Annotated in this window: 17 protein-coding genes; 9 read left to right on the forward strand and 8 right to left on the reverse strand. The window is 69.3% G+C overall.

Annotation, left to right across the window (positions count from 1 at the left end; genetic code table 11):
• Positions 1-157 precede the first annotated feature (157 nt).
• The 6 genes from PSS76_RS11485 to mrf form a co-directional block, all read right to left on the reverse strand.
• Positions 158-1,624, reverse strand: coding sequence for a sensor histidine kinase (locus PSS76_RS11485; RefSeq protein ID WP_013415190.1), 1,467 nt, complete (start codon positions 1,622-1,624; stop codon positions 158-160).
• Positions 1,624-2,310 (reverse strand): response regulator transcription factor, encoded by a 687-nt coding sequence (locus PSS76_RS11490; RefSeq protein ID WP_069856150.1) that lies wholly within the window; start codon positions 2,308-2,310, stop codon positions 1,624-1,626. Before PSS76_RS11490 ends, PSS76_RS11485 begins: the two co-directional genes overlap by 1 nt.
• Before the next feature lie 62 nt (positions 2,311-2,372).
• Positions 2,373-2,984, reverse strand: a complete 612-nt coding sequence (locus PSS76_RS11495) for a trimeric intracellular cation channel family protein (protein WP_084847900.1) — start codon at positions 2,982-2,984, stop codon at positions 2,373-2,375.
• A 33-nt stretch (positions 2,985-3,017) separates the two neighbouring features.
• Entirely contained in the window at positions 3,018-3,191 is a 174-nt protein-coding gene (rpmF, locus tag PSS76_RS11500; protein WP_005514817.1) for a 50S ribosomal protein L32, read from the reverse strand.
• Positions 3,192-3,194: 3 nt separating this feature from the next.
• Positions 3,195-3,464, reverse strand: coding sequence for a type B 50S ribosomal protein L31 (locus PSS76_RS11505; RefSeq protein ID WP_013415188.1), 270 nt, complete (start codon positions 3,462-3,464; stop codon positions 3,195-3,197).
• A complete protein-coding gene (gene mrf / locus PSS76_RS11510; RefSeq protein ID WP_084968201.1) occupies positions 3,461-4,693 on the reverse strand; it encodes a ribosome hibernation factor-recruiting GTPase MRF in 1,233 nt (410 codons plus the stop codon). The genes PSS76_RS11505 and mrf overlap by 4 nt, the downstream gene beginning before the upstream one ends.
• A 107-nt stretch (positions 4,694-4,800) precedes the next feature.
• On the opposite strand from mrf, the gene rpmB reads away from it, so the two are divergent.
• The 8 genes from rpmB to PSS76_RS11550 all read left to right on the forward strand — a co-directional run bounded on the left by rpmB (position 4,801) and on the right by PSS76_RS11550 (position 11,355).
• Positions 4,801-5,037, forward strand: a complete 237-nt coding sequence (gene rpmB / locus PSS76_RS11515) for a 50S ribosomal protein L28 (protein WP_005514820.1) — start codon at positions 4,801-4,803, stop codon at positions 5,035-5,037.
• 5 nt (positions 5,038-5,042) lie between these two features.
• On the forward strand, positions 5,043-5,207 hold the full coding sequence (rpmG, locus tag PSS76_RS11520) for a 50S ribosomal protein L33 (RefSeq protein WP_005514821.1): 165 nt from the start codon (positions 5,043-5,045) through the stop codon (positions 5,205-5,207).
• A 4-nt stretch (positions 5,208-5,211) separates the two neighbouring features.
• Positions 5,212-5,517 carry a 30S ribosomal protein S14 gene (rpsN, locus tag PSS76_RS11525; RefSeq protein ID WP_041673955.1) on the forward strand — a complete coding sequence of 102 codons (306 nt, stop codon included), beginning with the start codon at positions 5,212-5,214 and terminating at the stop codon, positions 5,515-5,517.
• 10 nt (positions 5,518-5,527) lie between these two features.
• Entirely contained in the window at positions 5,528-5,782 is a 255-nt protein-coding gene (rpsR, locus tag PSS76_RS11530; RefSeq protein WP_005514823.1) for a 30S ribosomal protein S18, read from the forward strand.
• Positions 5,783-5,883: 101 nt separating this feature from the next.
• A complete protein-coding gene (locus PSS76_RS11535; protein ID WP_081205264.1) occupies positions 5,884-7,071 on the forward strand; it encodes an ABC transporter substrate-binding protein in 1,188 nt (395 codons plus the stop codon).
• Complete coding sequence (locus tag PSS76_RS11540) at positions 7,068-8,105, forward strand: iron chelate uptake ABC transporter family permease subunit (RefSeq protein ID WP_022594548.1); 1,038 nt, start codon at positions 7,068-7,070, stop codon at positions 8,103-8,105. The genes PSS76_RS11535 and PSS76_RS11540 overlap by 4 nt, the downstream gene beginning before the upstream one ends.
• Entirely contained in the window at positions 8,102-8,878 is a 777-nt protein-coding gene (locus PSS76_RS11545; protein WP_013415182.1) for an ABC transporter ATP-binding protein, read from the forward strand. Before PSS76_RS11540 ends, PSS76_RS11545 begins: the two co-directional genes overlap by 4 nt.
• Before the next feature lie 149 nt (positions 8,879-9,027).
• Complete coding sequence (locus PSS76_RS11550; protein ID WP_084968203.1) at positions 9,028-11,355, forward strand: sulfatase-like hydrolase/transferase; 2,328 nt, start codon at positions 9,028-9,030, stop codon at positions 11,353-11,355.
• A 20-nt stretch (positions 11,356-11,375) separates the two neighbouring features.
• Here PSS76_RS11550 and PSS76_RS11555 read toward each other — a convergent pair whose 3' ends face one another.
• Both PSS76_RS11555 and PSS76_RS11560 read right to left on the reverse strand, forming a co-directional pair.
• Positions 11,376-11,771, reverse strand: coding sequence for a hypothetical protein (locus tag PSS76_RS11555; RefSeq protein ID WP_005514830.1), 396 nt, complete (start codon positions 11,769-11,771; stop codon positions 11,376-11,378).
• Between the two features lie 48 nt (positions 11,772-11,819).
• Positions 11,820-12,140 carry a MerR family transcriptional regulator gene (locus PSS76_RS11560; protein ID WP_013415180.1) on the reverse strand — a complete coding sequence of 107 codons (321 nt, stop codon included), beginning with the start codon at positions 12,138-12,140 and terminating at the stop codon, positions 11,820-11,822.
• 145 nt (positions 12,141-12,285) lie between these two features.
• On the opposite strand from PSS76_RS11560, the gene PSS76_RS11565 reads away from it, so the two are divergent.
• Positions 12,286-13,212, forward strand: coding sequence for an AEC family transporter (locus tag PSS76_RS11565; protein ID WP_084968204.1), 927 nt, complete (start codon positions 12,286-12,288; stop codon positions 13,210-13,212).
• Positions 13,213-13,219: the final 7 nt, after the last annotated feature.

Here is a 13,219-nt window from a genome sequence, read left to right on the forward strand (position 1 = left end):
CCTGTGTCGGGCGGCGCTGGTGGGTCGCTGACTACCAGACTGCCCGGCCCGTCTGAGAGGCCGCTGAGACGGTCCTTTCAGTTTCCCGTGTCCTTACCCGCGCTGGCCAACAACACAATTCGGACAGCAGAGCGGCCGAACGAACCGACCGAACGGATCAGCGCCCCTCGGCCTCGGGCTCGCCCGGCAACACGATGCGGATCCGGGTGCCGCCCCGGTCCGACGTCTCCACCGCGATCGTGCCGCCGTGTTTGACGACGACCTGCCGGACGATGGCCAGGCCGAGGCCCGACCCGGGCATGGAGCGCGAGGCGGTGGACCGGTAGAACCGCTCGAAGACCAGTTCGCGGTCCTCGAGCGGAATGCCCGGGCCCGCATCGTCGACGACGAGTTCGAGCAGCCGGTCCCCGATCTGCCGCATCGTGACATCGACACGGTCCCCGGTGGGGCTCCACTTCGCTGCATTGTCGAGGACGTTGAGCACGGCTCGGGACAGCCCGGCCTGGTCGCCGTAGATGAACCACGGCGTCGTCCGTGCCTCGAAGTCGATCTCGTTGCGGCGACGGCGCGCCTTCTCCAACGATCGTTCGACCACCTCGCTCAGGTCGACGAGTTCGAACACCGTCTCGGGGGCGTCCTCGCGGGCCAGGTCCACGAGGTCGCCGACGAGCGTGGACAGCTCCTCGATCTGCGCGACCACGTCCGCGCGCAGATCGGCCATGTCCTCGTCGGGGATGCTCGGCGCGCCGGGGCGGCTCGACGCGATCAGCAGCTCCATGTTGGTGCGCAGCGACGTCAGCGGCGTGCGCAGTTCGTGTCCGGCGTCCGCCACCAGGCGGCTCTGCCGGTTCCGCGACTCCCCGAGCGCGCGCAGCATGGTGTTGAAACTGACGGTGAGCCGGGCGAGTTCGTCGTTACCGGTCACCGGGATGGGCGTGAGGTCGTCGGTGCGCGCGACCCGTTCGGCCGCGGCGGTCAACCGCGCGATCGGCCGCAGACCGGTGCGTCCCACGGTGGTGCCGGCGGCCGCCGCGAGTACGACGCCGCAACCGCCAACCACGAACAGCACCCACGCGAGCCGGTCGAGAACGTCCTCGGTCGGTTCCAGACGCTGCGCGATCACCAGGGTGCTGCCGTCGCGGGTTCGCTCGGCCAGCACCCGGTTACCCTCGACGGTGCGCAGCGACGAGTCGAGCTGCCCACGGGCGACGGCCAGTTCGGCTGGGCCGATCGGCACCACGGAACCCGGCGGGATGTACTTGTTCAGATCCGGGAAGATCAGCGCCACACTGATATCGGTGGTGTAGAGGGTGGCGCCCGCGATGTACCGCGGGTCGAACGTGATGAGGTCGTTGTCGACGATGGCGGATGCGCGGGAACGCAGTTGGTGGTCGACGTCCGCATACAACGCCCGCGACACCACCGCATACGCGGCGAACGCCATGAGCGCCACCGCGATCGCGACGACCGACGCCGCCAGCAGCGTCACCCGCCAGCGCAGCGACACCGATCGCGTCAGCGGCATCGGGGGCCGCATCTCGTGCTGCACGGGCCGCATGGGGCGGAACGGGGGCGGCGACGCGGGCTGTGACGGCGGACCGGACCTACCGAAGGGCGCACCCATCACGGAGGCGTCTCCCGCAGGACGTAACCGACACCGCGCACCGTGTGGATCAGGCGCGGCTCACCGTCGGCCTCGGTCTTGCGCCGCAGGTAGCCGACGTACACCTCGAGCGCATTGCCCGACGTCGGGAAGTCGTAACCCCACACCTCCTCGAGGATGCGGCTGCGGGACAGCACCCGGCGCGGGTTCGCCATCAGCATCTCGAGCAGCGCGAACTCGGTGCGGGTGAGGCTGATCGAGCGACCGCCGCGGGTCACCTCGCGGGTCACCGGGTCCAGCGTGAGGTCCTCGAACGTCATGGCCTCGGAGTCGTCCCCGGCGGCCGGCGCAGCCCGGCGCAGCAGGGCGCGCAGACGGGCCAGCAACTCCTCGAGCGCGAACGGCTTGGGCAGGTAGTCGTCGGCACCGGCGTCCAGGCCGGCGACCCGCTCGGACACCGAATCACGGGCGGTGAGAACGAGAATCGGCAGATCGTCGCCGGTGCTGCGCAGTCGGCGGCACACCTCGAGTCCGTCCAGGCGCGGCATCATCACGTCGAGCACGAGCGCATCGGGGCGCGACGCTGCGACCTTCTCGAGCGCGTCCATGCCGTCGACGGCGAGCTCGACCGTGTAGCCGTTGAAGCTCAGGGATCGCCGCAGCGACTCCCGCACCGCCCGGTCGTCGTCGACCACCAATATGCGCATGCCGACATTTTGGCCCTACCGGCTGAGATCCCGCTGAGAGGATCCCGTTCACGCGTGTCGGGTCACTCGCGGGACAGCCGTGGGCCGGGCAGCGACCAGCTCCGCCACAGCGCCAGCAGGCGCAGCCCCGACGCCACCACCGTGCCGATCACGAGCGAGGTGTCGCCGGTCAGACCCGCCGACGTCCCCGCCACCACGATCCCGGCGCCCAGCAGCGCGGGTATCGCGTACAGGTCGCGGTGCAGCAGCAGCGGCACCTCGTTCACCAGGACGTCGCGCAGGATGCCGCCGCCGATCGCGGCGGTGGCCCCGATGAGCACCGACGCGAGCGCCCCGGCACCGGCGTCGAGGGCGATCACGGCGCCGGTGCTCGCGAACAAGCCCATGCCGAGCGCGTCCAGCACCAGGATCTCGCGGCGCAGCTTGCCGAGCGCCGAGTGCAGGAAGAACACGACCATCGATGTCACGGCCGCGGTCCCGAACAGCGGCCAGTTCGTCAGCGACGTCGGCGGATGGATCCCGAGGAGGATGTCGCGCACGATGCCGCCGCCGATGCCGGTGAAGATACCGACGACGCACACCCCGAAGATGTCGAAGCGTTTACTGACCCCGACGAGGGCACCGGACGCGGCGAACGCGACGATGCCCACCAGTTCGAGGATCTTCAGCAGCACGCCGACAGCCTCGCACGGCCGACATGGCGGCCGTCACAGGCGCGACGGATCGATCACCCCGAGTCGGACAGCCCGCACCAGACGTCGGGGAACGCGGAACGACTGCCCGCCCACGGTGACCGTCACCAGCGCGGGGGCCGCCGCCTTCCACTGCGCCCGCCGCTTGCGGGTGTTGGCGCGCGACAGGCGCCGCTTCGGTACCGCCATCGGTCAGCCCTCCCGAGGTCCGCGACGGGTGCGACGGCCGTACCGGCGCTCGAACTTCTCGACTCGTCCCTCGGTGTCGACGATCCTGTCCGCGCCCGTCCAGAAGGGATGGGACGCGCTGGTCACGTCGACGACCACGAGCGGATAGCTGCGGCCGTCCTCCCACACGACGGTGCGGTCGGTGTGTGCCGTCGATCTCGTGAGAAATGCCGTTCCGGTGTTCGCGTCCTGGAACACGACGGGTCGGTAGTCGGGATGGATTCCGGTCTTCACGATGCGTTCTCTCCGTTCTTCTCGAAGGCACCGAGGGGTGCCTCGGCGCAGGGGTCGGTATGGAATTCGCCGAACGGGTCGTCCCATGTGGGCCACGCCGCCTCGTCCGCGAGTTCACGCTCGGTGACCAGCGCCCACCCGAGCGCGGCGGTGATCTCCTCCGGCTCGACGTCGTGGACGAGCACCACCATCGAGGTGTCCCGGTCGCCGAACCGGTCGTCCCACCGCAGCGCGGCGAGAGCTCGACGCTCCGGGTCGACGAGCTCGGTCTCGTCGTCGGTCATGTCGGCGAGCCAGCGGTCGGCAGCGGCCACCCGCAGTCCCCCGCCGGCGGATTCGAGCCACAGCGCGGCGTCGGGCCGCGTCGCGAGCCAGAGCCGGCCGCGGGCGGTGACGACCCCGTCGAGCAGGACGTCGATCGCCTCGTGCAGCCGACCCGGGTGGAACGGTCGGCGCGCGGTGAACTCGACGAGTGCGACACCGTGTTCCTCCTCGAGCGGTGGACGTCCGCGCAGCAGCGGCGAATGGGCACCGTCGACCCGACCTCGGCGGGCGTCGGCGCCGACCCGCGGCAGGAGCGAGGGTCCGTCCGCTGCGGACACCACGGGGGCGCCGGGTGCGAGGCGGGCCAGCACCGCGCGAACCTTGTGCGTCAACCACGGATCGCGCGCGGAGGGGTGAACGACGAGCGCGTCGGCGAACGCCACCTGTCCCACGGCGACCTGCGCCACGGTCCGGTCGTCGAGGTCCTCGTCGCCGGTCACCGCGTCCCACCAGCCGTCGACGTCGACGCAGGTGACGACAGCTTCGACACCGATGTCGCGGGCCGCGGGCCCGTCGATCCGTCCCACCACACCCACCACCGGGACGTGCTCTATCGCCCAGCACACCGCTTCGGGTTCCAGTGCAGGGTCGAGTTCGAGGACGACGCGGTCCACGGTGCTGCGGGCATGCAGCTTCCGCAGCAGCGGGAGCAGGTCGAACCGCAGTGTGCAGGACACGCACCCGTGGGCGAGTTCGAGGATCTCGGTTGTCACGACGGGCACGGCGGCGGTCCCCGTGGTGACGGTCCGGCGCACGACGCCCTGCCCGAGGTCGGCGAGATCGTGACGGATCACGACGGTGCCCTGGCCGTCGAGGAACGAGCGGGCCGTCTCCTCCACCGGCCCGCGCCACCCGCTCACGAGCACCAGCGGAGTCCGACCGTCCGATTTCACAGCCACGAACACCCCTTTCGAAAATGATTGTCATTACAGATACAGGAGACTACGCTCACTCAGCGTTATCGACAACCGTTTTCAAGAACTGGCCGCTCGACGGCCGGAAGGGAGCCTCCGTGTCCGCTCACTGCCAGGTGACCGGCAGACGCCCCGGCTTCGGCCGATCCGTATCCCACTCGCACCGACGGACCAATCGGCGCTGGAACCCCAACATCCAGACCAAGACGTACTTCCTGCCCGGCGAGGGCCGCAGGATCACCCTGCGCGTCACCCCGAAGGGCATCCGCACCATCGACCGCGACGGCATCGAAGCCGTGGTCGCCCGCCTCCGGGCCGCCGGAGAGAAGGTTTGAAAACCATGGCAGGCAACGAGATCCGCCCACTCACCAAGCTCGTGTCCACGGCGGGCACCGGATACCGCTACTACACCCGGAAGAACCGACGCAACGACCCGGAGCGTCTGGTACTGCGCCGCTACGACCCCGTGGTGCGCCGGCACGTCGACTTCCGAGAGGAGCGCTGACGACATGGCGAAGAAGTCGAAGATCGTCCGGAACGAACAACGCAAGGCGACCGTGGCGCGCTACGCGCCGCTCCGCGCGGAACTGAAGGAGACCATCCGGCGGCCCACGTCCACTCCCGAAGAACGCGCCACAGCACAGTTTCGGCTGGCAGGGCTGCCGCGGGACGCGAGTCCGGTACGATTGCGCAATCGAGACGCCGCGGATGGACGTCCGCGCGGTCACCTGCGAAAGTTCGGCCTTTCCCGCGTTCGGGTACGCGAGATGGCACACCGCGGGGAACTGCCAGGCGTGCACAAGTCGAGCTGGTAAGGAAAGAGCAATGGCAGTCAAGAGATCACCGTCGAGGAAGTCGCGCGGCGAGCAGGGCCGCCGCCCCAAGAAGAACCCGCTCATCGCCGCGGGCATCGAGACCGTCGACTACAAGGACGTCAACCTCCTGCGCACCTTCATCTCGGACCGCGGCAAGATCCGTAGCCGCCGCGTCACGGGGCTGACCCCGCAGCAGCAGCGCCAGGTCGCCGTGGCGGTGAAGAACGCGCGCGAGATGGCGCTTCTCCCCTTCACCAGCCGCTAGGACCCACCCGAGAGGCCGCGCAGTCCGACCGACCGCGCGGCCTCTCGGCGTTCGTGGCGAGCGACGCACGGTCCGCCGCGGCTGCACGCTAGATTCTCCGGGTGTCGTTTTCGTTCCGTACCGCTGTTCTTCTCACCGCGACCGCCCTGACCGTGGGCGGTGTCGCGGCGTGCTCGTCCGATGACTCGACCGACGCCGCGTCGGCCGCCGGCGCCGACTGCATCACCGACTTCGACGCGGGCACCGACTACTTCCCGGACAAGCAGACCGTGGAATACGCGGAGAACTTCGACATCGAGTACCACCAGTCGTACCAGGTGGTGACGGTCCGCCAGCCCGGCCAGGCCGACGAGTCGTACGTGCTCACCCGCTGCGGCGCCCCGGCGCCCGAACTCACGGGCGACCTCGCCGGCGCCCAGCAGGTCACGACGCCGGTGACGAGCCTGTTCGCCGAGTCGACCACGCACCTGCCGAGCCTCGAGGCCCTCGGCAAGCTCGACGTGCTGACCGGTTTCGCGAGCGCCGACTACGTCTACAGCGAGGCCGCGCGCGCCCACATCGCCGACGACGGCGTCACCCAGTTCGCCACTGCCGGCCAGGTCGACGCGGAGGCCGTCGTGGCGCAGGCCCCGCAGGCGTTCGTGACCGGCGGCTTCACCGATCCCGCTTTCGCGGTGATCGAGCGTTCGAAGATCCCGGTCCTCGACAACTACGACTGGCTCGAGACCGACCCGTTGGGCCGGGCCGAGTGGATCAAGTTCTTCGCGGCCCTCACCGGCACCGAGCAGCAGGCCACCGAGACGTTCGACGGCATCGTCTCCGAGTACGGCAAGTACACGACACTCGCCGCGAACGTCGCGGACGCGCCGATCGTTCCGGGCCTGCCCTATCAGGGAGCGTGGTCGGTGCCGCTGGCCAGCTACTCCAACGACCTGTACTCCACCGCCCGCATCACGCACCCGTGGATGTCGGAGCCGGGCACCGGCAGCCTGCAGACGGACCTCGAGACCGTGTTCGCGAAGGCCGGCGGATTCCCGTTGGCGATCAGCACGTCTTCGAACAGGACGAAGGCCGAGGCGATCGCCGCCGAGCCGCGCCTCGCCGAGTTCGCGGCCTTCCGTGACGGTCAGGTGTGGACGTCGTCGGCGCGGATGACCGACGCGGGCGCGCTCGACATCTACGAGCAGGGTGTCCTGCGCCCCGACCTGGTGCTCGCCGATCTCATCGCGATCGCGCATCCGGACCTTCTGCCCGGCCACGAGTTCACCTTCTACCGTCGACTGCAGTGAACCGCACCGCCGCCACCGTCACCGCGCTGGCCGCGTTCGTCGTCGCGGCGACGATCCTCGCGGTTTCGGTCGGATCGGTGACCATCCCGTTCGGCACCACCGCGCGGTACCTGTTCACCGGTGACGCGGGCTCAGAGCGCTGGACCACGCTCATCGCGGACATCCGTCTGCCCCGCGTGGTCACCGCGGCCTGTGCGGGCGCGGCGCTCGCGGTGGCGGGTCTGCTGATGCAGACGCTGTTCGCCAATCCCCTCGCCGACCCGTATATCCTCGGGGTGTCCTCCGGCGCGAGTCTGGGCGTCGCGCTCGTGGTGCTCGGCTCGGGTACCGGCGCCGGCGTCTTCGCGGCGGTCGCGGGAACCGGGCGTCTCGGGGTCGCTGCGGCTGCCGCGATAGGCGCGCTGGCCGTGCTGCTGCTCGTGCTCGCCATCTCGCGCTGGATCCGTTCGGTCGTCACGCTGCTCATCGTCGGCGTCATGGTGGGGTCCGTCACCAGCGCGATCGTCTCGCTGCTGGTCGCGTTCTCGCAGCCCGCCCAGATGCAGCAGTTCGTCCTGTGGAGCCTCGGCTCGTACGCGGGCGCGTCGTGGTCGGATCTGCGGGTTCTCGTGCCCGCCGTGCTCGTCGGTGTCGTGTTGGCCGCGACGCTGGTCCGGCCGCTCAACGCGATGCTCCTCGGCGAGGACTACGCCCACTCGATGGGCGTCCATCTGGTCCGCACCCGAACGATCGCGATCACGGCGTCGGCGCTGCTGGCCGGCGCCGTCACCGCGTTCTGCGGACCGATCGCCTTCCTCGGGATCGCGGTCCCACACCTCGCCCGGCTGGCGCTCGGCACCTCCGACCACCGGATCCTCCTGCCCGGCGTCGTGCTCATGGGGGCCGGTGTGTCACTGCTGTGTTCGGTGGTCGCCCAGCTGCCCGGACGCGACGGCGTCCTGCCCCTCAACGTCGTCACCGCGCTCGTCGGCGCGCCGGTCGTGATCCTCGTCCTCCTGCGCTCGCGCCGCGCCCAAGCCGGGACCGTCTCATGACGCTCGTCCTCGACGACGTCACCGTCGGCTACCCGGGCCGCCCGGCGCGGACGATCCTGCGAGATGTGCGATTGACGGCCCACGCCGGTCAGGTCACCGCCCTGCTCGGCCCCAACGGCGCGGGCAAGTCGACGCTGCTGCGGTCGGTCGCCGGGTTGCAGCGTGTCCTCGGCGGGTCGGTGTTCCTCGACGGGGACGACGTCACGAAGCTCTCCCCCGCACACCGCGCCCGGAGGATCGCGGTGGTCCTCACCGACCGCGTCGACGGGGGCCTGCTCACGGGTGGCGAGGTGGCCGCCCTCGGACGACTCCCCCACCAGGGCTTCACATCCCGGTTGAGCGCGGACGAGAAGCGGCTCATCGCCGACAGTCTCGACCGGCTCGGCGCCGCCCACCTCACCGACGTGCGCATGCACGAGATGTCGGACGGCCAGCGACAGCGCATCCTCATCGCGCGGGCGCTCGTGCAGCAGCCGGCCCTGCTGGTGCTCGACGAACCGAGCGCGTTCCTCGACGTGGCCGCTCGCGTCGAACTGCTGGCCCTGCTGGACGAGATCGCCACCGACACCGGAATCACGGTGCTGCTCTCGACGCACGACGTCGAACTGGTGCTGCGCACGTCACAGCACGTGTGGCTGGCCGCCGGGGACGGCACCGTCGTCGACGGCAGCCCCGCCGAACTCGTCGAATCAGGGGCGATCACGCGCGCCTTCGACTCACGGCGGGTCCACTTCGATCCGCGCGACGGCATCTTCCGCCTGGCCGACGGCTAGGGAAGCGGACCGACGCCGCCGTCGCCGTTCCCACGGCGCGGTCCTTTCACTGCCACCGTCTTTCACCCGACCGGGATGAGGTCGGCGCGCGGGCACCGATGGTCCACTGATCGGAACAGGGCCGACGGCGGCGGGAGGAGTCCGGAGCGATGAGTGATCCTTCGTGGGCAGAGGCGATCCCCGGCGGGGAGAGCCTCCCGTTTCCACCGGTGCCGTCGGGCAGCGTCGCGGGACGGACGATGCAGGAGTCCGTGTACAGCCCACGCCCGAGGAGTCGGCGCCTGCCCTCCGACGCACCGAACATCCTCGTCGTCCTCGTCGACGACGCGGGACCGGGTCTGCCGACCGGCTTCGGCGGCGAGGTGAACACCCCGACGCTGGACCGCATGCTCGGGGAGGGCATCGCCTACAACCGCTTCCACACGACGGCGATGTGTTCGCCGACCCGCGCGTCGCTACTCACCGGCCGCAATCATCACCGTGTGGGGAACGGTCAGATCGCCGAGCTCGCCAACGACTGGGACGGCTACTCCGGTCACATCCCGAAGTCCAGTGCGACCGGCGCCGAGGTGTTGCGCCACTACGGCTACACCACCGCCGCGTTCGGCAAGTGGCACAACACTCCCGCCGAGGAGACGACCGCCGCCGGGCCTTTCGACAATTGGCCCACCGGGGTCGGGTTCGACTACTTCTACGGCTTCCTCGCCGGCGAGGCGTCACAGTACGAGCCGAATCTGGTGCGTAACACCACTGTCGTCCTTCCGCCGAAAACCCCGGAGGAGGGCTATCACCTCAGTGAGGACCTCGCCGACGACGCCATCGGATGGTTGCGCCGACACAAGGCACTCGACGCCGAGCGACCTTTCTTCATGTACTGGGCCAGCGGTTGCCTGCACGGACCGCACCACATCATGAAGCCGTGGGCCGACCGCTACGCCGGCAAGTTCGACGACGGGTGGGATGCCTACCGGGAGCGAGTCTTCGCGCGCGCCAAGGACAAGGGCTGGATTCCGCCCGAGGCCGAATTGACCGACCGCGATCCCACCATGACGGCCTGGGACGACATTCCCGAGGACGAGAAACCGTTCCAACGGCGGTTGATGGAGGTCGCGGCCGGCTACGCCGAGCACTGCGACGTCCAGATCGGGCGGCTGTTCGACGAACTCGACCACCTCGGTTACCGGGACAACACCCTGGTCCTCTACATCTGGGGCGACAACGGCTCGTCGGGCGAGGGCCAGAACGGCACGATCAGCGAACTGCTCGCGCAGAACGGCATTCCCACCACCACGGCACAGCACATCGCCGCGCTCGACGAACTCGGCGGACTCGACGTTCTCGGCTCCCCGAAGACCGACAACATGTACCACGCAGGGTGGGCGTGGGCGGGGAGCACGCCGTACAAGGGAATGAAGCTGCTGGCCTCGCATCTCGGAGGCACCCGCAACCCGATGGTTGCGCGGTGGCCCGCGAAGATCCCGCCCGATCCCGCCCCGCGCACGCAGTTCCTGCACTGCAACGACATCGTGCCGACGTTCTACGAGTTGCTCGGCATCACCGCCCCGCGGACCGTGAACGGGATCGCGCAGGATCCGATCGACGGCGCGAGCTTCGCGTCCACCCTGGTCGACCGGGATGCCAAGGCGGGCAAGCTCACCCAGTACTTCGAGATCATGGGTAGCCGCGCGATCTATCACGACGGCTGGATGGCGTCGGCATTCGGCCCGCGTGCCCCGTGGGTGCCGGGGCTCCCCGGCGGTGTCCGGGACTGGAGCCCCGACGACGACACCTGGGAGCTCTACCACCTCGACGTGGACTGGACCCAGAACCGGGACCTCGCCCGGGAACACCCGGAGAAGCTCGCCCAGCTGCGGGAGATCTTCGCGATCGAGGCGGCGCGGAACAGTGCCCTCCCCGTGGGCGGCGGTCTCTGGGTCGCAGCCATCCACCCCGAACAGAGAATCTCGACGCCCTACACGAGCTGGGAGTTCACGGGCGACATCGTCCGGATGCCCGAGTTCTGCGCACCTGCGTTGGGCAACAAGGACAACAGGGTCACCGTCGAACTGACCGTTCCCGAGCGGGCCGAGGGCGTCCTCTACTCTCTGGGCGCCAACAGCGGCGGTCTGACGTGCTTCATGGACGACGGCTACCTGTGTTACGAGTACAACCTGTTCATCCTGGCGCGTACCAAGGTTCGCTCGCCCCATCCGGTTCCCCCGGGACCGCACACGATCGAAGTGCTCACCGAGTACGCCGACCCTCGTCCCGGTGGGCCGTTGAACATCCGGCTGAGTGTCGACGGTCGACCCGTCGGGAAGACCACGGTTCCGGTGAGCGCACCGCTGCTGTTCACCGCGAACGACTGTCTCGACATCGGCACGTCCCTCGGTTCACCGGTGTCACTCGACTACCGTGACCGCGCGCCCTTCCCGTTCGACGGAACGATCGAGCGGGTAATGGTGGAGTACACCTGACCGGAGCGGCAGCAGCGCCGTCAGGCGTCCGAGTCGTTCGGCGACTCCGGCCGCGGCGCGATCTCGTGGAGCATCGCGTCGGAGGAAATCCACTTGCCGGTGCTGATCAGTTCGGCGATCACGAGATCGAACGCGTCGGCGAGCCACTCGTGACGCGCGCGGACGAGTTCGACGTCGCCCGTCGTGTCGTCCGAGGTCTGCTCGAAGAGCCGCACCAACCAGATGTCGCGGGCGTCGGGGTCGCTGCTCAGTCCGTGTTCGGTATTGGTGGCGAGCACGTACATCCCGAAGGCGAAGTCGACACGGATCGCGTACTCGCCACCGATGTTGACGACGTTCGTGGGCCGATGCGTGGCGGCGGCGAGCGCGGTCAACGCATCGGCGTAGCGGGCTGCGTGTTCCTGTGTGCGTGGCACTTCATCGTCCCTTCGGTCGACGCGAGATCGGACTCGGTGGTCTCGCTGCTACACGGCCGATTCGGCAGCCGCCCTCAATCTGGCGTTCTCGGCGGTCAGCGCCGCGCGTTCGTCCTCGAGCGACAGGATGAGACCGATACCGGTGAGGTTGACGCCGAGCGCGACGAGTTCACTGATCCTGGTCAGCCGGTACAGGTCGTCCTCGCTGTATCGGCGGGTCCCGCCCGACGTGCGCGACGGAGTGATGAGCCCGCGGCTCTCGTACAGCCGCAGCGTCTGCGGACCGATCCCGGACAGCTCCGACGTCACCGAGATGCCGTAGACGCCACGCTTCGAGCGTGAGGAGTCCTCCGGCGGTTGAATTCCCACGAAGGGAAAGGTAGCAGTGCCGGACACGCCCGATGAGCAGCGGCTCGCGGTACCGGCCCGGCGCGGCGCCCCGAAGCCCCGGGAGTAGAGTTCGCGGCGGTATGTGCAGTTCAGCGACACCTCGGTAGATCGGCGGATGTAGGCAGTGTCGGGTGTGGTCGCAGGCTTCACGGTCATCTTCGTCGTCATCGCGATCGGGTACTTCCTCGGTCGCACCGGCACCCTCGGCGAGCACGGGCAGTTCGTCCTCAGCCGCCTCGTCTTCTTCGTCGCCACTCCGGCGCTGCTGTTCGACACCCTCGCCAACTCGGACCTGTCGGTGGTGTTCTCCCCGACCCTCGCCGTGGCGGCGGCCACCGCGTTCGCAGTCGCCGGCCTCTATTTCGTGATCGCCCGGGTGTGGCTGCGCCGGGAACTGCCGGAACTGACGATCGGCGCGCTCGCGTCGTCGTACGTGAACTCGGCGAACCTGGGCATTCCCATCGCCGTGTTCGTACTCGGCGACGCGTCGTTCGTGGCGCCGTTGCTGCTGTTCCAGATCATGATCTTCTCGCCGATCGCGCTGACCGTGCTCGACGTCAGCACGATGCGCCAGGACGCGTCCCGGCTCGAGACGATCACCGCGCCGTTCAAGAATCCGATCGTGCTGGCCGGCGCCGCCGGACTCGCGGTGGCCGTGTCGGGGTGGACGATGCCGGAAGCACTGATGCAGCCGTTCCGGCTCATCGGCGGCGCCTCCGTCCCCGGGGCACTGCTCGCCTTCGGACTGTCGCTGTACGGGGTGCGCGTGCTCGAGAAGGGTGCGAGTCCGCGCCGCGACGTCGTGCTCGCGTCGGTGCTCAAGATCTGCGTCCAGCCGGTGCTCGGGTACCTGATGGCCCGCTACCTGCTCGGCCTCGAGGGTCACGAACTGTTCGCGATCGTCGTCGTGTCGACGCTGCCCACCGCGCAGAACGTGTTCGTCTACGCCAGCCGCTATCAGCGCGGCATGGTCCTCTCCCGCGACGCGGCCTTCGTCACGACCTTGGCGTCGATCCCGGCGATCGGATTGGTGGCGGCGCTGCTCGCCTGAACCACCC

The sequence above is a fragment of the Prescottella sp. D32 genome, from assembly GCF_037287305.1.
GTDB lineage: Bacteria > Actinomycetota > Actinomycetes > Mycobacteriales > Mycobacteriaceae > Prescottella > Prescottella equi.